This window comes from Streptomyces sp. NPDC091281 (assembly GCF_044757425.1).
Lineage (GTDB): Bacteria > Actinomycetota > Actinomycetes > Streptomycetales > Streptomycetaceae > Streptomyces.
Genome location: NZ_JBIVUY010000007.1, coordinates 100,034 through 118,593 on the forward strand (window position 1 = coordinate 100,034; position 18,560 = coordinate 118,593).

Here is an 18,560-nt window from a genome sequence, read left to right on the forward strand (position 1 = left end):
CCGCTCTACCGGGTGCTCCGCAGGGCGTGTTCGAGGATCGCGGCGCCCTCCTCGGCCTCGGCGACGGTGAGGGAGAGCGGCGGGGCGATCCGCAGGGCGCTGGTGTCGTGTCCGCCGCCCTTGCCGATCAGCAGGCCCGCGGCGCGGGCGGTCTCCAGGACGGCGGCGGCGCGGTCGGGGTCGGCCGCGTCGGTGCCGGGCCGGACCAGTTCGACGCCGACCATCAGTCCGCGTCCGCGCACCTCCCGTACGCCGGGGTCCTGGGCGCCGACGGCCCGCAGCCGTTCGATGAGGAGGCCGCCGACGCGCCGGGCGTTGCCCTGGAGGTCGTGTTCCAGGAGGTAGGTGAGGTTGGCGAGGGCGGCGGCCATGGTGACCTGGGTGCCGCCGAAGGTGGAGATGCTGTTGGCGTCGAGGCAGTTCATGATCTCGGCGCGGGCGATGACACCGCCGACGGACATGCCGTTGCCGATGCCCTTGGCGAAGGTGACGATGTCGGGCGGGCCGTTGCGGGCGTGCGCCTGCCAGCCCCAGAAGTTGTCGCCGGTGCGGCCCCAGCCGGTCTGCACCTCGTCGGCGATCCAGAGGATGCCGCGCTCGTGCAGCACCTCGCGGAACGCGGCGTACAGGCCGTCGGGCGGGGAGGTGAACCCGCCGACGCCCTGGACGGGTTCGGCGATCAGGGCGGCCGGGGGGCGGGTGTGGCCGAGGAGGTCCTTGAGGTCGGCGACGCAGGCGGCGGTGAACTCGGCGTCGTCCAGGTGGGCGTAGGGGCCGCGGGTGCGGACGCCGCCGTGGACGTAGAGGGTCTGGAGCGGGGAGAGGGAGGTCGGGGACCAGCCGCGGTTGCCGGTGATGCCGACGGCGCTGAAGGAGCGGCCGTGGTAGCTGTTGCGCATGGCCAGGACGGTGTTGCTGCGCCGGTAGGACGTGGCGAGGAGGAGGGCGGTGTCGTTGGCCTCGGTGCCGGAGGTGGTGAGGAAGACGCGGGCGTCGGGGATGCCGCTGACGTGGGCGACGCGTTCGGCGAGGTCGACCATGGGCCGGTTGAGGTAGAGGGTGGAGGAGTGCAGGATGCGTCCGGCCTGTTCGCTCACCGCCTTGGTGACCTCGGGCAGGGCGTGCGCGGTCATGGTGGTGAGGATGCCGCCGAAGAAGTCCAGGTAGCGGTTGCCGTCGGCGTCCCAGACGTGGCGTCCCTCGCCGTGGGTCAGCTCCAGCGGCTCGTCGTAGTAGAGGGCGAGCCAGTCGGGGAGGACCCGGCGGTGGCGGGCGTACAGCTCGTTCACGGGCGCACCAGCCCTTCGTAGGCGTCGGGGCGGCGGTCGCGGTAGAAGGCCCAGGTCTGCCGGACCTCCTCGACCAGGTCGAAGTCCAGTTCGCGGACGAGGAGTTGCTCGTCCTTGTCGCTCGCGACGTCGCCGACGAACGTGCCGCGCGGGTCGACGAAGTAGCTCGTGCCGTAGAAGTCGTTGTCGCCGTACTCCTCGACGCCGACCCGGTTGATGGCGGCGACGAAGTACTCGTTGGCGACGGCCGCGGCGGGCTGCTCCAGCTGCCAGAGGTGGGCGGAGAGGCCGCGGTGGGTGGCGGACGGGTTGTAGACCAGTTCGGCGCCGTTCAGGCCGAGTTGGCGCCAGCCTTCCGGGAAGTGGCGGTCGTAGCAGATGTAGACGCCGATCTTCCCGACGGCGGTGTCGAAGACGGGCCAGCCGAGGTTGCCCGGCTTGAAGTAGTACTTCTCCCAGAAGCCCTTCACCTGCGGGATGTGGTGCTTGCGGTACTTGCCGAGGTAGCTGCCGTCGGCGTCGATGACGGCGGCCGTGTTGTAGTAGAACCCGGACTGTTCGATCTCGAAGACCGGGACGACGATGACCATGCCGGTCTCGCGGGCCAGGTCCCGCATGCGGCGGACGGTCGGCCCGTCGGGGACCGGCTCGGCCCAGCGGTAGTGCTCCGGCTCCTGGACCTGGCAGAAGTAGGGGGCGTTGAACACCTCCTGGAAGCCGATGACCTGCGCCCCCTGTCTCGCCGCCGCCCGCGCGTGCTCCTCGTGCTTCGCCACCATGGACTCGGTGTCGCCGGTCCAGGTGGCCTGGACGAGGGCGGCCGTCACTGTGCGGGCCATGAGCTGCTCCTTCGACGGGGGACGTCAGAGCCTCTACGCCCGTAGACACCGGGCCGTAGAGGGACGAACGTAAGCCTCGGGGACGGCGTTGCCAAGACCGCCGCCGTTAACCGGCGGAGTCGATCGCGTTTCACACTCCCGGGGGCGGGGGGCGGCCGTACGGCGTAAGGCGCGCCCGTCGGTGCCCCCGGGGCCGCGGGGCTCAGGCGGTGAGGCCCGCGACGCGCAGGGCGTGGACCAGGTCCCAGTGGCGTTCCTCGGAGACGGCGCGGGCCGCCGCGAGGAGCAGCGGGACGAGGGTCGGCGGGGCGGGCGTCGCGCTGCGGGCGGCCTCCTCGGGGGTGCGGACGCGGACGAGGGCGTCGAGCAGGGCGTGGGCCTCGCGGTGGCGGCGGTCGGCCAGCAGGGCGGCGACGGCCGCGCCGATCTCCTCGGCGGGCCGGGCCACGCCCTGGCGCAGGATCTGTTCGCCGTCGGCCGCCCGCCCGGCCGCGACCAGGGCGTCGGCCGCGGCGACCAGCCGGTCGGCGGGCAGGGACCCGGCCTCCCACAGCAGGGTCGTCCAGTCGGCGGTGAGGCCCGCGCGGGGCAGGTCGGCGGCGAGCAGCGGAATCCGCTCGGCGGGCCAGTGGGCCAGCTCGACGAGGAGGACGTGCGCCTCGCCGCTGCGGCCCTCGGCGCGCAGCCGCACCAGCAGGGCCACGGCCTCGGCGGTCTCCCGCCGGGCCGCCGGGTCCACGTCGGCGGGCCGCGGTCCGGGCGGGCTCTCCGGCTCCTCGGCGGCCCCGGCGAACCGGGCGCCGCGCGGCACCCTCGGCGCGGGGACGGCGGGCGCGGCGGGCCCGGCCGTCTCCTGGGCCGCCGCGGGCGGTACGTCGACCGCCGCGGTCTCCTCCTCGACCATGCCGGCGAAGCGGGCCCCGCCCCGGCGCCGTTTGCGCTGCTTGGGGACGGTGGCGGCGGGCCCGGCCGGGGCGGTGTCCGCGGCGATGTCGGGCAGCGGGCCGGGCGCGGCGGTGGACGCGGGCGCGGCGGCACGCACCTGGCCGGGGGCGGCCGTACGGCCGGGTCCGGCACCGCGTTCCCGCTCCCGCTCTCGCGCGGGCCCGTTGCGGCCCTCGTACGCCGGGTGGCTCGGCGCGGGCTCTCCCGTGAACCCGCGCAGCGGCCGGGCGCCGGAGGCCGGGCCCGCGTGCGCGTCCCGCTCCGCCCGCGCGCCGCGCTCCGACTCCGCTATGCGGTACCGGAGTTCGGCGCACCGGGCGGTGGCGCGTTCCTGGTCGTCCTGGGCCCAGGCGAGGTCGAGACGGAGGGACTCGGCCTCCTCGCGGGTGGTCGCGGCGGCCAGCAGACGGCCCAGGTCGGCCTGCCGCTGGAAGGCCTGGCGCTGCTCGCGCAGCATGGCGTCGAGCCGGTCGCCGAGGGCGTCCCGGGCACCGGGCAGGGCGTCGTACGCGACGAGGGCGGCGATGTGCAACGGCCGTGCTCTGCGGGCCTCCTGGGCGGCGGCCGGGGTGCCGTGCGCTGCGGCGAGGTCCTGGAGAAGGGCCTCCACCACGTCCCAGGGCGGCACCTCACGGCCGTCGAGGCAGGCCCGCATGCCGTCCGGGTCGCGCTGCCAGAACACCGCGCACCAGCCCGCGCGCTGATCGAGCCGCCCGAGCAGGCTGTCCAGGTAGTTCGCGAACTCCCGCACGCTTACCGGGAGTTGATCCACAGTCATCGCCCAACTCCCGCTCGACCCGGAACTCTCCACTCCGTAGCGAACACCAACCGTGTTACAGCGCGGCTACGGTGAGTTTTCGAAGGAGACGCGACCGGGCCGCGCGGCGGGGCGCCCGAGCGGGGGCGCCGCCGCCGCGGACGGGCAGGCGGGTCGCCGCCGAGACCGTACGAGCGGCGCGGGCGGCAGGATCGCAGGAGCGGCGCGGGCGTCAGGGTCGTACGGGCCCGCGCAGGCGTGGGTGGCGTGCGCGCGGCCGCCGTCAGACGACCGCCGCCAGGACGGAGCGGACCGCGAGGTCGTCCATGGACAGGCCGAGCGCCCCGGCGAGGGCGGCGACGGTGAAGAAGGCCGGGGTCGGGGCCCGGCCGGTCTCGATCTTGCGGAGGGTCTCGGCGGAGACGCCGGCCCGCGCGGCGATCTCGGCCATGCTCCGGCCGCCACGGGCCTCGCGGAGCAGTCGGCCGAGCCGCTCGCCGCGCTCGCGCTCTTCGGGGGTCAACGGGGTGCGCACCATGACGCCATACTAATACCGGTATAGTAATTGGCATGGTGGAACTGAAGACGGACACATCGATCGATGCCATGTACGAGACGGGGCAGGTCGTCGCGCGCGCCCTGACGGCCGTCCGGGACGCCGCCGACGTGGGGGTCTCCCTCCTGGAGCTGGACGAGCTGGCGCACGGCGTGCTGCGCGGGGCGGGCGCGACCTCGCCCTTCCTCGGCTACCGGCCGAGCTTCGCGCCGACCCCGTTCCCGGCCGTGCTCTGCGTCTCCGTGAACGACGCGATCGTGCACGGCATCCCGACCCGGTACCGGCTGCGCGACGGCGACCTCGTCTCGATCGACTTCGGCGCGCAGCTCGGCGGCTGGGCGGGCGACTCGGCGCTCAGCTTCACGGTCGGCACCCCGCGCCCGGCCGACCTGACGCTGATCGCGACGGCGGACCGCGCGCTGGCGGCGGGCATCGAGGCGGCCGTGGTCGGCAACCGCATCGGCGACATCGCGCACGCGATCGGCACCGTGTGCCGCGCCGCCGGGTACGGCATCCCGGACGGCTTCGGCGGCCACGGCATCGGCCGCCGCATGCACGAGGACCCCGGCGTGCCCAACGAGGGCCGTCCGGGGCGCGGGATGCGGCTGCGGCACGGCATGGTCCTGGCGATCGAGCCGATGGTGATCGCGGGCGGCGACGACGGCTACCACGCCGCCGCGGACGGCTGGACCCTGTGCACGAACGACGGCTCGCGCGCGGCCCACGCGGAGCACACGGTGGCGATCACGGACGCGGGCCCCCGCATCCTGACCGCGCGCGTCCCGGCCTCGTCGGCGCGCCCCTGAGCGGCCTCCCCCGCCGCTCGCCGCGGGCCTCCCGCGGCGGACATGCCTTCGCTCATCGATCGTGCCAAGGTGGTGTGAACCGCCCCGTACCCGGGCACCGGGCCGCCCCGCGCGACAGGCACCCGGCCGCCCGTCCCCGGGGCCCCGGCCCCGCACGCCTGGCACCGCACGTACGTCGATCGAACGGAACGCCATGACCAGCGGCTTCTCGAATCCGGAAGGGTACGACCCGGAAGAGTACGACGACTCCTTCGGCGAATTCCTGGCCCGCTTCTTCGGCGGGCCCCGCCCCGGCCCCCGCCAGATCAACATCGGCCAGCTGCTGAGCCGCCCCGCCCGCGAGCTGGTGCGGGGCGCGGCGCGGTACGCGGCCGAGCACGGCAGCCGCGACCTGGACACCGAGCACCTGCTGCGGGCGGCGCTCGCGGCCGAGCCGACCCGCAGTCTGCTCAGCCGGGCGGGCGCCGACCCCGACTCGCTCGCCTCGGAGATCGACGAGCGCTCCGGCCCGGTCCGGCACCGGCCCGACGACGCGCCGCCGCCCACGTCGCTGGCGCTCACCCCGGCCGCGAAGCGCGCCCTGCTCGACGCCCACGACCTGGCCCGCTCACGCGGCTCCGGGCACATCGGCCCCGAGCACGTGCTGGGCGCCCTCGCGGCGAACCCGGACTCGGCGGCCGGGCACATCCTCAACGCGGCCCACTACGCGCCCGCCCCCGGCCCGCCCGAGCCCGCCGAGCCGGGGCACCCGCCGTCCCGGCCCGAGCGCCCGCGCACCAGTGGGACGCCCACCCTCGACAAGTACGGCCGCGACCTGACCGACGCCGCCCGGCAGGGCCGGATCGACCCGGTCATCGGCCGGGACGACGAGATCGAGCAGACCATCGAGGTGCTCTCGCGGCGCGGCAAGAACAACCCGGTGCTGATCGGGGACGCGGGCGTCGGCAAGACGGCGATCGTCGAGGGCCTCGCGCAGCGCGTCGCCGACGGTGATGTGCCGGACGGGCTCACCGGCCGCCGCGTGGTCGCCCTCGACCTCACCGGCGTGGTGGCCGGGACCCGCTACCGGGGCGACTTCGAGGAGCGGCTCAACGCGATCGTCGACGAGATCCGCGCCCACTCCGACCGGCTGATCGTCTTCATCGACGAGCTGCACACCGTGGTCGGCGCGGGCGGCGGCGGCGAGGGCGGCTCCATGGACGCGGGCAACATCCTCAAACCCGCCCTCGCGCGGGGCGAGTTGCACATCGTCGGCGCGACCACGCTGGAGGAGTACCGGCGGATCGAGAAGGACGCGGCGCTGGCCCGGCGCTTCCAGCCGATCCTGGTCCCCGAGCCGTCCGTCCCGGACGCGATCGAGATCCTGCGCGGCCTGCGCGATCGCTACGAGGCCCACCACCAGGTCCGCTACACCGACGAGGCGCTGATCGCGGCGGTGGAGCTGTCCGACCGCTACCTCACCGACCGGCGGCTGCCGGACAAAGCCATCGACCTCATCGACCAGGCGGGGGCGCGGGTCCGGCTCGGCGCCCGCACCAAGGGCACCGACGTCCGCGCCCTGGAGCGCGAGGCCGAACAGCTCGCCCGCGACAAGGACCAGGCCGTCGCCGACGAACAGTACGAGCAGGCGACCCAACTACGGGACCGGCTTGCGGAGTTGAAGCAGCGGCTGCTGGACGCGACCGGGGAGGACGAGGCCGACGACGGGCAGCACCTGGAGGTGACCGCCGAGGCGATCGCCGAGGTGGTGTCCCGGCAGACCGGCATCCCGGTGGCCAGCCTCACCCAGGAGGAGAAGGACCGCCTGCTGGGCCTCGCCGACCACCTGCGCGAGCGGGTCGTGGGCCAGGACGAGGCCGTACGGGTCGTCGCGGACGCGGTGCTGCGCTCGCGCGCCGGACTCGCCAGCCCCGACCGCCCGATCGGCAGCTTCCTCTTCCTCGGCCCGACCGGCGTCGGCAAGACCGAACTCGCCCGCGCCCTGGCCGAGTCGCTGTTCGGCAGCGAGGACCGCATGGTCCGGCTGGACATGAGCGAGTACCAGGAACGGCACACCGTCAGCCGCCTGGTGGGCGCCCCGCCCGGCTACGTCGGCCACGAGGAGGCCGGGCAGCTCACCGAGGTCGTGCGCCGCCACCCGTACTCGCTGCTCCTGCTGGACGAGGTGGAGAAGGCCCACCCGGACGTCTTCAACATCCTGCTCCAGGTGCTGGACGACGGGCGGCTGACCGACGCGCAGGGCCGCACGGTCGACTTCACCAACACGGTGATCGTGATGACCAGCAACCTCGGCTCGGAGGCGATCGTGCGGCGCGGTGCCGGGATCGGCTTCGGGTCGGGCGGCGCGGAGGCCGACGAGGAGGCCCGGCGGGAGCAGATCCTGCGTCCGCTGCGGGAACACTTCCGGCCGGAGTTCCTCAACCGGATCGACGAGATCGTGGTGTTCCGGCAGCTGTCCGGCGAGCAACTGCGCCGTATCACCGACCTGTTGCTGGAGAGCACGCGGCGGCTGCTGCACGCGCAGGGCGTCGGCGTGGAGTTCACCGGCGCGGCCGTCGACTGGCTCGCGGAACGGGGCTACCAGCCCGAGTACGGGGCCCGCCCGCTGCGCCGCACCATCCAGCGCGAGGTCGACAACCGGCTCTCCCGGCTGCTGCTCGACGGCCGGGTGCGCGAGGGCGGCACGGTCACCGTGGACGCGGCGGACGGCGCCCTCACCTTCCGCACGGACACGGGCACGGGCACGGAGACCGACACGGGCACGGGCACGGCAGGGGAGACGGAGACGGAGGGTGGCGGGGACGCCGCGGCGCCCCGCCCGCAGGAGTGAACCCGCGGGCGGGGCGCCGCCGAAGCCGAGGCGAAGCGTTCGCCGCTGTCGCGCCGGAGCGTTCGCCGCTACCGCGCCGGGTGCACCACCTGGGCCGACCCGCCGCCGCGCCGTACGGTCTCGGCGGCGGCCAGCCAGCGGCCGTCGGGCAGCCGTTGCACGCCGGTCGCGGCGCCGATCTCCGGGTTGGCCTTGAAGGAGTGCCCGAGGGCGGTCAGTTCCGCCGCCGTCGCGCTGTCGAAGAGGCCGGGCTCCAGCTCGGTCTGGGCCGCGTTGCGCTGGCTGGCGCGGGGGGCGGCGATGGCGTCGACGAGCGGCAGGCCGCGGTCGAGGAAGCCGGTGAGGGTCTGGAGCACGGTGGTGATGATGGTCGCGCCGCCGGGCGAGCCGAGCGCCACGACGGGCCGGTCGTGCCGGTCGAGCACGATGGTCGGGGAGATGGACGACCGGGGCCGCTTGCCGGGGCCCGGCAGGTTCGGGTCGTGGACGGCCGGGTTGGCGGGCGCGAAGGAGAAGTCGGTCAGCTCGTTGTTGAGGATGAACCCGCGGCCGGGCACCGTGATGCCGCTGCCGCCGGTCTGCTCGATGGTGAGCGTGTAGGAGACGACGTTCCCCCACTTGTCGGCGACGGTGAGATGCGTGGTGCTGTCGCCCTCGTACGTCGTCGGCGCGGCCGTGCCGCCCGGCGCGCACGCCTCGGGCCGGCGCGGGTCGCCGGGGGCCAGCGGGCTGGTGAGGACGGCGTCGTCCTTGATGAGGCAGCCGCGCGCGTCGGCGTACTTCTGGGACAGCAACTGCTCGGTGGGGACGTTCTCGAAGGCGGGGTCGCCGACCCAGCGGCCGCGGTCCGCGAACGCGATGCGGCTGGCCTCGATGAAGCGGTGCAGGTACTGGGCGCGGCTCGCCTTCGACAGGTCGGTGCGCTCCAGGATGTTGAGGGCCTCGCCGACGGTGGTGCCGCCGGAGGAGGACGGCGCGATGGAGTAGACGCCGAGACCGCGGTAGGAGGTGCGGGTGGGGGCCTGGACCTTGGCGCGGTAGGCGGCGAGGTCCTTCGCCGAGAGGTCGCCGGGGCGGGCCTTCCAGCCGGACGCGGGGTCCACGGGCGGGGTGTTGACGGTGTCGACGATGTCCTCGCCGATGCCGCCCCGGTACAGGGCGCGGACGCCCTTGCGGCCCAACTCGGCGTAGGTGCGCGCGAGATCGGGGTTCTTGAAGGTGGAGCCGACGACCGGGAGGGCGCCGCCGGGCAGGAACAGCTCGGCGGTGGCCGGGAAGTAGCGGAAGCGGGTCTCGTTGGCGGCGGTCTGGCCGCGGAAGGTGTCGTCCACCGTGAAGCCGTCCCGGGCCAGCCGCTCGGCGGGCCCGAGCACCGAACGGAGGCTTCTGCTGCCCCACTTGTCGAGCGCGGTCTGCCAGGTGGCGGGGGTGCCGGGCGTGCCCACGGCGAGGCCGCTGGTGACGGCGTCGGCGAAGGCGAGGGGCTTGCCGTTCTCCAGGAAGAGGTCGCTCCCGGCGGTGCGCGGGGCGGTCTCCCGGCCGTCGATGGTGCGGACGGTGCGGGACTTGGCGTCGTAGTAGACGAAGTAGCCACCGCCGCCGACACCGGCCGAGTAGGGCTCGGTGACGCCGAGGGCGGCGGCGGTCGCCACGGCCGCGTCGACGGCGTTGCCGCCCTTGCGCAGCACCTCGATCCCGGCGGCGGAGGCGTCCGCGTCGACGCTGGCGACGGCCCCGCCGTAGCCGACGGCGACGGGCGTCTTCCCGGCCGGTGGGGCGGGCTGGTGGGCGGCGGGCGGCGCGGCGGCTCCCACCGACACCACCGCGGCCGTGACCGCCAGCACCGACAGTTTCCGCGCGACAGGGCGACGCATCCGTACCTCCACTCGGGCAACGTCCGCGCAGCGTAACCAGATCCCACCGGCCCCGACAGTCACCTTCAGGGCACTGTCATACGACTGCCACACTTCGAACACGGGTACGTCCCGGAGCCCTTCGTACCGCTACCATGCGCGCCCATGAACGACGACGTGCGCAACATCGTCCTGGGCGTGGTGGCCGCGGGCATCAGTGCCGCGCTCGGCTGGCTGGCCCGTACCCACCTCTGGCGGCGCAGGCTCCGCCGCAAGCAGGCCTTCTTCGGTCTGCCGGAGAACGCGGAGTGCCTGTTCGTCGTCAACCGCGACCCGGCCTCGGCGGAACCGGCCGTGCACCGCTTCGACGTGTTCGCGCTGCTGGAACTCGCCGCGCAGGTCAAGGAGTGCGGGGCGAACGTGCAGGTGGCGACGCAGGACACGGCCCGGCAGGGGTTCGGCGAGCGCACCGAGTTCTGCATGGGCGGTCCGGGCTCCAACCGCCGCACGGCGGCGCACATGGCGGCGATGCTGCCGGGGGTGCGGGTCAACGTGGACCCCGCGCCGGGCCCGGACCGGGGCGCGTTCCAGATCGGCGCCGAACGCTACCGGATGGAGCCGGGGGTCACCGAGTACGTGCTGCTGGCCCGGCTCACGGCGGGGCAACGGCGGGAGGCGCGGCCGGTGTTCCTGTTCTGCGGACAGCGCGCGATCGGCAACCAGGCCGCGACCCGCTATCTCGCCCGCCACCACGAGCGGCTGTTCCGCAAGCACCGCCACCAGCCGTTCGTGCTGCTGCTGAAGGTGGTCAACTCGCAGGCGTACGGCCCCGACATGGTCGAGCTGGTGGGCGACGTGACCCGCGCGGCCCAGGCACCGCTGCCCACGCAGGCCACGGCGTCGACCCCTTCCCCCTCTTCAGCCACTTCGACCTCTTCGGACGGTACGTCCTCCTGACGCCGCCGCCCGCCCCGGAGCGCCACGCCCACCCCGTCCGCCCCGTTCGCACCTCAACAACCGTTACTGGCACGTAACTTACCGACGGGTTACCTGCGGTACGGCTCCGAGGTTACCGTTCGGTCACATCGCATCGGGTCCGGCACCGGGACGACCGAGGAGTGACCGTGGGACAGCATCGTCAGGCCCTGCGGGCCGCCGCCCTGGGGGTCGCGGGCGCGACCCTCGCCACCGGGAGCCTGCTCGGCACCGCGCCCGCCGCGCACGCGGGCACCGCCGTCCGGTTCGTCGACATCAAGGGTGACGGCGGCACCGTCCTCAAGGCCAACGTCGTGCTGCCCGCGGGCGCCGACGGCGGCCGTCGCCTCCCGCTGATCGTGCTGCCGACCAGCTGGGGCCTGCCCCAGATCGAGTACCTCGCCCAGGCGCGCAGGCTCGCCGACTCGGGCTATGTGGTGCTCAGTTACAACGTCCGCGGGTTCTGGCAGTCCGGTGGCGAGATCGAGGTGGCGGGCCCGCCGGACGTGGCCGACGCGTCGCGGGTGATCGACTGGGCGCTGGCCCACACCCCGGCCGACCCCGGGCACATCGGCATCGGCGGCGTCTCCTACGGCGCGGGCATCAGCCTGCTGGCCGCCGCGCACGACCCCCGCATCAAGGCGGTCGCCGCGCTCAGCGGCTGGGCCGACCTGATCGGCTCGATCTACTCCGGCCGCACCCAGCACGTCCAGGCCGCCGCCCTGCTGGACGTCGTCGGCACCGCGACCGGCCGCCGGAGCGCCGAGTCCCGCGAGGTCTTCGGGGACTTCTACCGGGCGGACCTCGCGGACGAGGAGCGGCTGCTGGCCTGGGGCCGGAAGCGCTCGGCGACGACCTGTCTGGACCGGCTGAACCGGAACGCGCCCGCGGTGATGCTGGCCAACGCCTGGGGCGACTCGGTGTTCCCGCCCGACCAGTACGCGGACTTCTACACCCGGCTGACCGGCCCCAAGCGGCTCGAACTGCGGCCGGGCGACCACGCCACCGCCGAACTCTCCGGCCTCTTCGGCCTGCCGAACGACGTCTGGACCGACACCCGCCGCTGGTTCGACCACCACCTGCGGGGCGTGGACAACGGGGTGAACCGTGAGCAGCCGGTCCGCCTCAAGTCCCGTTCCACCGGCGGCTACGAGGGCTATCCGGACTGGAAGTCGGTCGCCGCGACCAGCCGCAAGATCGAGCTGGCGGGCACCGCGACGGTCCGGGCGAACGGGGACTCCGGGGCGAACGGCGGGATCGTCCTGCTGTCCAGCATCGTGGACCAGTTGGTCCGGCTGCCCCCGGTGGCGTCGATCCCGCTGCTGCCGCGCGCCCGGGCCGCCGTGTGGCAGTCGGAGCGGTACGCGAAGGCCCAACGGGTGCGCGGCAGCGCCCGGTTGCACACCACCGTGACCCCCACCGCGAGCAGCGGAACCCTCGTCGCCCACCTGTACGACGTGGGCCCGCTGGGGCTGGGGACGTTGGTGAGCCACGCGCCGTACACCTTCTACGGGCGCACGCCCGGACGGTCGTTCGGGGTGGATCTGGAGCTGTTCGCGACGGCCTACGATGTCCCGGCGGGGCATCGGCTGGCCCTGGTGGTCGACACCGTCGACCCGCTCTACATCGAGCACAACCCGACCGGCGCGCGGCTGACCTTCTCCTCACCGGCGAACGACCCGTCGTACGTGTCGATCCCGCTGCGCGAGCAGTGATCTCCGGCCGCTGCCGGGCGGGTATGGCTCCTGTGAACTGCTGCCCCTACGGCGTGGATGAACGGCCCATCCTAGTCGAGGTCCGTCCGGGGGTCATGGCGGCCATACGCAGACCTACTCACTCTCAGCTGTCCCGTACCGGCGGCAAACTATCCAGCGCGGGCGGGGCCCGGGGGCCGACACGCACTTTCCGGGCATTAGCCGTATTTAACGCAGGTCTTGCTTTCATGGGGGCGTCCGGGGCTCAGACCTCGGAGACCTCGGCGTAGAGCTGGGACAGCTCCGGGACCCCGCTGTCGGCCCACTCGTGCCCGGCGGTCACCACGTCGAACTCCCGCCCGGACGCGAGCCGTACGACGGGCTCGCCGCCGGGCCAGACCTCCCAGGCGGCGCCGGGCACCGTGCGCACGATCACCGTGCCGAGGTAGAGACCGGCGTCGTTGCCGAGCCACGGCAGGACCTCCGGGTCGTCGCGCCAGCCCGGCAGCAACTGGTCCAGCGCCTCCAACGAGGCCGGGGTGTCGTCGAGTCGGACGCCTTCCTGAGCGGCCTGGGATCTCAACAGCTCGCATTCGGACAGCAGTCCGGCGACCCCTTCGGGGTCCGCGGCGGCCAGCGTTCCCTCGACGTGCTTCTTGCGTCTGCCACCCAGGAAAGGGATGTTCATCCACCCACCCTGACATTCGCACCGGCGTGCGCACCACAGGGCGCGCGGACAGCGGCGAGCGGTCGAATTCCAGCCCCCGGCACGCATGGCGAATTGACCCTTACCAGACGTTTTGCCTAGTTTCGCGTCCGCTGATCGTCGACCAGGTGTGCGGAAGGAGTCGGTACGTGCGCCGACGTGTGCGTGGTGTCCCCGTGGTCCGTGCTGTCCCCCTTGCTCGCGTGGCCTCCGTGCCGGCCCTGCTGCTCTGCTCGGCGCTGCTCCTCGCGCCCGCGCACGCCGCGGCCGCGCTCCCCCGGCACTCCGTGACCGCGGCGCGGTCCGCCCCGCTGCCGCTGGAGCTGCTGCACGACGCCACGGCTGTCGCCGACGACGCGCGGCCCGGTTCCGCCGACCTCGACGGCGCGGGGAACGCGCTGTCGGCCGGTGACCTGGCGGCGGCGGGCTGGACCCCGGGGGCCACGGTCACCGTGCAGGGCGCCCGGCTGACCTGGCGGCGCGGCGCGCCCGGCACCCCGGACCATGTGCGGGCCGCCGGGCAGGAGGTCCGGGTCACCGGCCGGGGTGACGCCCTGGCGTTCCTGGCCGCGAGCACCGGCGGGACGGCTGCGGGCGGGACGGGGGCGGTGACGTACGCCGACGGCGGCCGGTCCGCCTACGCGCTGACCGCGCCGGACTGGCGCCTCGGCTCCCCCGTCACCCGCGCGCTCGCCCTGCCGCACGTGCAGACCCCGGGCGGGCGGATCGACGGGCAGGCCCGGCTGTACGTGGTGACGGTGCCGGTGAAGCAGGGCCGCGAGATCGCCGCCGTGACCCTGCCGGACTCCCCCGACCTGCATGTCTTCGCCCTGTCGGTGCGGGACACGAGCGCCGGGTGGACGGGGAGCTGGGCGGCCTCCACCTCGGGGCAGCCGGCCGTCGGCCCGTGGACCGACCGCACGCTGCGGCTGGTCGTGCACGTCTCGGCGGGTGGTCCGCGGGTGCGGCTGCGGTTCGACAACACGTTCGCGTCGGCCCCGGTCCGGCTCGGCGGCGCGAGCGTCGCGGTGCGCTCGGCGGGCGCCGCGGCGGCGAGCGCCCCGGTCCCGCTCTCCTTCGACGGCGGGCCCGGCACCGACATCGCGGCCGGGGCGCAGGCCCTGAGCGACCCGCTGGACTTCCCGGTGGCGCCGGGCGCCGATCTGCTGGTCAGCTTCCACCTGCCCGGCACGGTGGCGGCGGTGCCGCTGCACGGGCTCGCGGTGCAGCAGTCGTACATGAGCGGACCGGGCGACCACACGGCCGACGCCGAGGGGACGGCGTACGGCACGACGCTCACCACCTGGCCGCTGCTGACCGGCGTCGACGTCGAGGGCGGGCCCGGGTCGGTGGCGCTGCTCGGGGACTCCATCACGGACGGCAACAAGTCGACCGTGGGCGCCAACCGGCGCTGGCCGGACGTGCTCGCCGCCCGGCTCCGGCGGCAGAGCGAGGTGCCGTCGTACGGCGTCCTCAACCACGGGATCTCCGGGAACCGGGTGCTCACCGACCGCTACCCGGGCGACGGGGTGTCCACCGTCACCAACGGGGTGAGCGCCCTCAACCGGCTGGACCGGGACGTGTTCGGGCAGACCTCGGTGCGCACGGTGGTCGTCTTCGAGGGGATCAACGACCTGACGACCGGCGCGACGGCGGAGGCGGTGACCGCGGGGCTGCGGGAGATCGCCGAGCGGGCGCGCGCCCGGGGCGTGCGGGTGCTCGGTGCGACGCTGCCGCCCTGCGGGGGCCTGGCGGCCTGCACCCCGGCCGTGGAGGCGGCCAGGACGGCGGTCAACGTGTGGATCAGGGACGCGGGCCTGTTCGACGCCGTCCTCGACGTCGACCGGGCGCTGCGCGACCCGGCCGCGCCGGGCCGGCTGCTGCCCGCCTACGACAGCGGCGACCATCTGCACCCCGGCGACGCGGGGTACGCGGCGCTCGCCGACGCGGTGGACCTGAGCCTGCTGTGACGGGCGGCCCGCCGGGCGGGGGCGGGTGCCCGTCCGGCGGCTACACGTCGAGGTCGACGACGACCGGGGCGTGGTCGGAGGCGCCCTTGCCCTTGCGCTCCTCGCGGTCGACGTAGGCGTCCTTGGCTGCCTTCGCGAAGGACGCGTTGCCGTACACCAGGTCGATGCGCATGCCGCGGTTCTTGGGGAAGGCGAGCTGGCGGTAGTCCCAGTACGTGTACGGGCGGTCGTACTTCAGGGGGCGCGGGACGACGTCCGTCAGGCCCGTGCCGCGCAGGGCGGCGAGGGCCTCGCGCTCGGCGGGGGTGACGTGGGTGAGGCCCTCGAAGGCGGCCACGTCGAAGACGTCCTCGTCGGTCGGCGCGACGTTGTAGTCGCCGAGGACGGCGAAGGGGCGGCTGCCCGCCGCGTCCTGCGCCACGGCGGCCGTGAGGGCCTCGAACCACTGGAGCTTGTACGTGTAGTGCGCGTGGTCGACCTCGCGGCCGTTGGGCACGTAGACCGACCAGACGCGGACGCCGCCGCAGGTCGCGGAGACCGCGCGCGGCTCCTGCGCCCCGTCGTACCCCGGATCGCCGGGCAGGCCCTTGACGACGTCGGCGAGGCCGACGCGGGAGAGGACCGCCACGCCGTTCCACCGGCCGGTGGCGTGCACCGCCGCCTCGTACCCCAGGTCGGCGAGCTGCTCGGTGGGGAACTGCGCCTCGGCGACCTTCGCCTCCTGGAGGCACAGCACGTCGGTGCCGCTGCTCTCCAGCCAGGCCAGGAGCCGCGGCAGGCGGGCGGTGATCGAGTTCACGTTCCAGGTCGCGATGCGCATGTCCACCAACCTACCCGGAGGGTCTGACAACGCCCTCCGCCCCCGCGCGGCCGCCGTTCGGCCCGCCCCGTGCGTCAGACGTCCGCCGAGGCGCCCGGGGTCAGGCGCGCGTGGTCGGCGCCGCCGAGGTTGCCGAGGTGGGTGTCGTAGATCGGGCGGGCCAGGTCGGTGAGGAGGGCGTCGTGGACGTCGTACACACGTGCGGGGTGGACCTCGCGGACGTAGTCGATGACCTCGGAGATCTTGCTCCACGGTGCCTGGACGGGGACCAGGAGGGTGCCGACCGGGCGGCCGGGGACGGTGAGGGCGTCGCCGGGGTGGAAGACGCGGCCGTCGTCGAGCGCGAAACCGACGTTGGTGATGCGCGGCAGGTCGGGGTGGATGACGGCGTGCAGTTCGCCGTGCACCTCGACATCGAACCCGGCGGCGGTGAAGGTGTCGCCGTGGCCGACCCGGTGGACCCGGCCGGGGAACGCCGCCGCGAGCCGGTCGGCCACGGAGCCCAGGGTCCACAGCGCGGCGGCCGGGTTGGCGTCCAGGGCGGCCCGCAGGCGCCCCTCGTCGAAGTGGTCGGGGTGCTCGTGGGTGACGAGGAGCGCGTCCGCGCCGTGCGCGGCGTCCTCCTCGCTGAACCCGCCCGGGTCGACGACGAGCGTGCGCCCGTCCTTCTCCAGCCGGACGCACGCGTGGGACATCTTCGTGAGCTTCACCGTCGTGGACGTCATGCGTCCCATCCTGCCCCCGCCGCCGGGCGCGGGGCTCACCCGGTCGGGGTGGTCTCCTCCCGGATGACCTGCTGGGCGACGCGGAAGGCGCTGTTCGCGGCGGGTACGCCGCAGTAGACGGCCGCCTGGAGCAGCACCTCCTTGATCTCGTCCGGGGTGAGGCCGTTGCGCAGGGCGGCGCGGGTGTGGAAGGCCAGCTCGTCGAGGTGGCCGCCCGCGACGAGCGCGGTGAGGGTGACGCAGGAGCGGGAGCGGCGGTCGAGGCCGGGTCGGTCCCAGATCTCGCCCCAGGCGTAGCGGGTGACGAACTCCTGGAAGTCGCCGGAGAAGTCGTCGGCCCCGGCGAGCGCCCGGTCCACGTGGGCGTCGCCGAGCACTTCGCGGCGGACCTTCAGCCCGGCGTCGTAGGGGTCGGGTCGGCCGCCCGGCACGGGGTGCGGTCCGGCGGGCGGGGCGGGCGCGATCTCGGCGATCGGCGCGCCGCCCTGCGGCGGCAGGCTCTGGGCGGCCTGCTTGAGCGACACGCCGGGGACGGCGGTCTGGCCGGTGGCGTGCTCGTGGGCGGGCTGCCAGGCGGTGGAGAAGTGCCGGACGAGCAGGTCGGTGACGGCGGCGGGCTGTTCGACGGGGACCAGGTGGGAGGCGCCGGGGACGACCGCGAGCCGGGCGTCGGGGATGCCCGCGACGAGGGTGCGGGCCTCGGCGGGCCCGGTGACCTGGTCGTCGGAGCCGACGAGGACCAGGGTGGGGACGCCGAGCCGGCCGATCTCGGTGCGGACGTCGAACGCGGCGAGCGCCTCGCAGGCGGCGATGTAGCAGCCGGGGTCGGTCGTACGGACCATCTGCACGGCCCACTCGGTGATCGCGGGCTGGGCCGCGGCGAAGCCGGTGGTGAACCAACGGTCGGGCGACGTACGGGCGATGGGGTCGAGTCCGTTGGTCCGGACGATCACACCGCGCTGGCGGAACTCGTCGGCGGTGCCGAAGCGCGGGGAGGCGGCGATCAGCGCCAGCGAGGCGACCCGCTCGGGGTGACGCAGCGCCAGTTCGACGCCGACCGCGCCGCCGAAGGCGCAGCCCGCGAACCCGAACCGCTGCACGCCGAGCGCGTCCAGGGTGGCGAGCAGCCGGTCGGCGAGGTCGCCGACGGAGCCCGCCGGATGCGCCGGTGCGCCCCCGTGCCCCGGCAGATCGAACCGGAACACCCGCCACTGCTGCGCGAGTTCGGGAACCTGCCGGTCCCACATGTGCCATGTAGTACCGAGCGACGGCCCCAAGATCAGGACTGGGGCGTCTTCTGGCCCGTCAAAGCGGTGTTGCAGCGTATTGATCATGGCTTCGGTCACGGGTTCACACCTTCATCTGTCACGATCTGTCACACACCCCCCGCGAGACCTCCCCATGCCTCCGCTGCTGGAAGCAGGTCCGCCACGTCTGGCTTCACGTACCACTTCTTGGTCGTCTTCACGTTGGTGTGCCCGGCCCCCATGGCGAGCAGGTGATCCGGCACACCGTTGTCGGCGAGGTACGTGAGGCATGACGCCCGAGCATCGTACAGACGGACCCTGCGAAGACCGTTTTCGTCCATGATCTTGCAGGCCCGCACTCGGAGCTGTCGACCGTTCAGCGCGGCCCCAGTTCGGCCACGAGCAGACGGCCGGCGCCCTCGTATCTCTCACCCGCCGCCAGCCGCTTTGCTGCCCGCGTGGCGCGGAACGTCTTCTCCTGCGGGGCATGGCCACCGAGGCGCGGCCGGAACTTCCCGCTGCCTGAACGCCAGGAAGCCGCAGCCCTG

The 18,560-nt window shown here is 74.3% G+C and carries 15 protein-coding genes; 5 read left to right on the top strand and 10 right to left on the bottom strand.

The features are described from left to right. Nucleotides 1-5: 5 nt before the first annotated feature. From ACIQPQ_RS19580 to ACIQPQ_RS19595, 4 genes are all read right to left on the bottom strand, one after another. Nucleotides 6-1,289 carry an aspartate aminotransferase family protein gene (locus ACIQPQ_RS19580; RefSeq protein ID WP_401305400.1) on the bottom strand — a complete coding sequence of 428 codons (1,284 nt, stop codon included), beginning with the start codon at nt 1,287-1,289 and terminating at the stop codon, nt 6-8. Then, nucleotides 1,286-2,128, bottom strand: coding sequence for a nitrilase-related carbon-nitrogen hydrolase (locus ACIQPQ_RS19585; protein WP_383776014.1), 843 nt, complete (start codon nt 2,126-2,128; stop codon nt 1,286-1,288). The genes ACIQPQ_RS19580 and ACIQPQ_RS19585 overlap by 4 nt, the downstream gene beginning before the upstream one ends. 202 nt (nt 2,129-2,330) lie before the next feature. Further along, nucleotides 2,331-3,851, bottom strand: a complete 1,521-nt coding sequence (locus ACIQPQ_RS19590; protein WP_401305402.1) for a hypothetical protein — start codon at nt 3,849-3,851, stop codon at nt 2,331-2,333. Nucleotides 3,852-4,113: 262 nt separating this feature from the next. Next, nucleotides 4,114-4,368 carry a helix-turn-helix domain-containing protein gene (locus ACIQPQ_RS19595; RefSeq protein ID WP_401305404.1) on the bottom strand — a complete coding sequence of 85 codons (255 nt, stop codon included), beginning with the start codon at nt 4,366-4,368 and terminating at the stop codon, nt 4,114-4,116. A gap of 32 nt (nt 4,369-4,400) precedes the next feature. On the opposite strand from ACIQPQ_RS19595, the gene map reads away from it, so the two are divergent. Both map and ACIQPQ_RS19605 read left to right on the top strand, forming a co-directional pair. Beyond that, a complete protein-coding gene (gene map / locus ACIQPQ_RS19600; RefSeq protein ID WP_401305406.1) occupies nt 4,401-5,192 on the top strand; it encodes a type I methionyl aminopeptidase in 792 nt (263 codons plus the stop codon). Nucleotides 5,193-5,385: 193 nt separating this feature from the next. After that, nucleotides 5,386-8,022, top strand: coding sequence for an ATP-dependent Clp protease ATP-binding subunit (locus ACIQPQ_RS19605; RefSeq protein WP_401305408.1), 2,637 nt, complete (start codon nt 5,386-5,388; stop codon nt 8,020-8,022). A 68-nt stretch (nt 8,023-8,090) separates the two neighbouring features. Here ACIQPQ_RS19605 and ggt read toward each other — a convergent pair whose 3' ends face one another. Next, complete coding sequence (gene ggt, locus ACIQPQ_RS19610) at nt 8,091-9,896, bottom strand: gamma-glutamyltransferase (protein WP_401305409.1); 1,806 nt, start codon at nt 9,894-9,896, stop codon at nt 8,091-8,093. Between the two features lie 144 nt (nt 9,897-10,040). Between ggt and ACIQPQ_RS19615 the strand changes: the two genes are divergently transcribed. Continuing rightward, the gene (locus ACIQPQ_RS19615; RefSeq protein ID WP_401305411.1) at nt 10,041-10,832 is read left to right on the top strand and encodes a hypothetical protein; all 792 of its coding nucleotides are present in this window, start codon (nt 10,041-10,043) and stop codon (nt 10,830-10,832) included. 167 nt (nt 10,833-10,999) lie between these two features. After that, complete coding sequence (locus ACIQPQ_RS19620) at nt 11,000-12,565, top strand: alpha/beta fold hydrolase (protein WP_401305413.1); 1,566 nt, start codon at nt 11,000-11,002, stop codon at nt 12,563-12,565. 244 nt (nt 12,566-12,809) lie between these two features. Here ACIQPQ_RS19620 and ACIQPQ_RS19625 read toward each other — a convergent pair whose 3' ends face one another. Next, nucleotides 12,810-13,232, bottom strand: a complete 423-nt coding sequence (locus ACIQPQ_RS19625; protein WP_383777255.1) for a DUF6278 family protein — start codon at nt 13,230-13,232, stop codon at nt 12,810-12,812. Between the two features lie 221 nt (nt 13,233-13,453). Between ACIQPQ_RS19625 and ACIQPQ_RS19630 the strand changes: the two genes are divergently transcribed. Beyond that, nucleotides 13,454-15,220: an SGNH/GDSL hydrolase family protein gene (locus ACIQPQ_RS19630; protein ID WP_401305415.1), complete on the top strand. Its 1,767-nt coding sequence runs from the start codon at nt 13,454-13,456 to the stop codon at nt 15,218-15,220. 40 nt (nt 15,221-15,260) lie between these two features. Here the strand turns inward: ACIQPQ_RS19630 and ACIQPQ_RS19635 are convergent, their stop codons facing one another. From ACIQPQ_RS19635 to ACIQPQ_RS19650, 4 genes are all read right to left on the bottom strand, one after another. Continuing rightward, the gene (locus ACIQPQ_RS19635; protein WP_401305417.1) at nt 15,261-16,040 is read right to left on the bottom strand and encodes an exodeoxyribonuclease III; all 780 of its coding nucleotides are present in this window, start codon (nt 16,038-16,040) and stop codon (nt 15,261-15,263) included. Nucleotides 16,041-16,114: 74 nt separating this feature from the next. Continuing rightward, nucleotides 16,115-16,750: an MBL fold metallo-hydrolase gene (locus ACIQPQ_RS19640; protein WP_401305891.1), complete on the bottom strand. Its 636-nt coding sequence runs from the start codon at nt 16,748-16,750 to the stop codon at nt 16,115-16,117. 50 nt (nt 16,751-16,800) lie between these two features. Next, nucleotides 16,801-18,099, bottom strand: a complete 1,299-nt coding sequence (pcaC, locus tag ACIQPQ_RS19645; RefSeq protein ID WP_401305893.1) for a 4-carboxymuconolactone decarboxylase — start codon at nt 18,097-18,099, stop codon at nt 16,801-16,803. A 41-nt stretch (nt 18,100-18,140) separates the two neighbouring features. Further along, the gene (locus ACIQPQ_RS19650; RefSeq protein ID WP_401305419.1) at nt 18,141-18,353 is read right to left on the bottom strand and encodes a hypothetical protein; all 213 of its coding nucleotides are present in this window, start codon (nt 18,351-18,353) and stop codon (nt 18,141-18,143) included. Nucleotides 18,354-18,560: the final 207 nt, after the last annotated feature.

What these genes read in the sequence shown, in the direction of transcription:
- ACIQPQ_RS19590 (WP_401305402.1), bottom strand. Translation starts at nt 3,851, where the DNA reads ATGACTGTGGATCAACTCCCGGTAAGCGTGCGGGAGTTCGCGAACTAC.
- ACIQPQ_RS19625 (WP_383777255.1), bottom strand. Translation starts at nt 13,232, where the DNA reads ATGAACATCCCTTTCCTGGGTGGCAGACGCAAGAAGCACGTCGAGGGA.
- ACIQPQ_RS19650 (WP_401305419.1), bottom strand. Translation starts at nt 18,353, where the DNA reads ATGGACGAAAACGGTCTTCGCAGGGTCCGTCTGTACGATGCTCGGGCG.
- ACIQPQ_RS19585 (WP_383776014.1), bottom strand. Translation starts at nt 2,128, where the DNA reads ATGGCCCGCACAGTGACGGCCGCCCTCGTCCAGGCCACCTGGACCGGC.
- ACIQPQ_RS19605 (WP_401305408.1), top strand. Translation starts at nt 5,386, where the DNA reads ATGACCAGCGGCTTCTCGAATCCGGAAGGGTACGACCCGGAAGAGTAC.
- map (WP_401305406.1), top strand. Translation starts at nt 4,401, where the DNA reads ATGGTGGAACTGAAGACGGACACATCGATCGATGCCATGTACGAGACG.
- ACIQPQ_RS19635 (WP_401305417.1), bottom strand. Translation starts at nt 16,040, where the DNA reads ATGCGCATCGCGACCTGGAACGTGAACTCGATCACCGCCCGCCTGCCG.
- pcaC (WP_401305893.1), bottom strand. Translation starts at nt 18,099, where the DNA reads ATGATCAATACGCTGCAACACCGCTTTGACGGGCCAGAAGACGCCCCA.
- ACIQPQ_RS19595 (WP_401305404.1), bottom strand. Translation starts at nt 4,368, where the DNA reads ATGGTGCGCACCCCGTTGACCCCCGAAGAGCGCGAGCGCGGCGAGCGG.
- ACIQPQ_RS19615 (WP_401305411.1), top strand. Translation starts at nt 10,041, where the DNA reads ATGAACGACGACGTGCGCAACATCGTCCTGGGCGTGGTGGCCGCGGGC.
- ggt (WP_401305409.1), bottom strand. Translation starts at nt 9,896, where the DNA reads ATGCGTCGCCCTGTCGCGCGGAAACTGTCGGTGCTGGCGGTCACGGCC.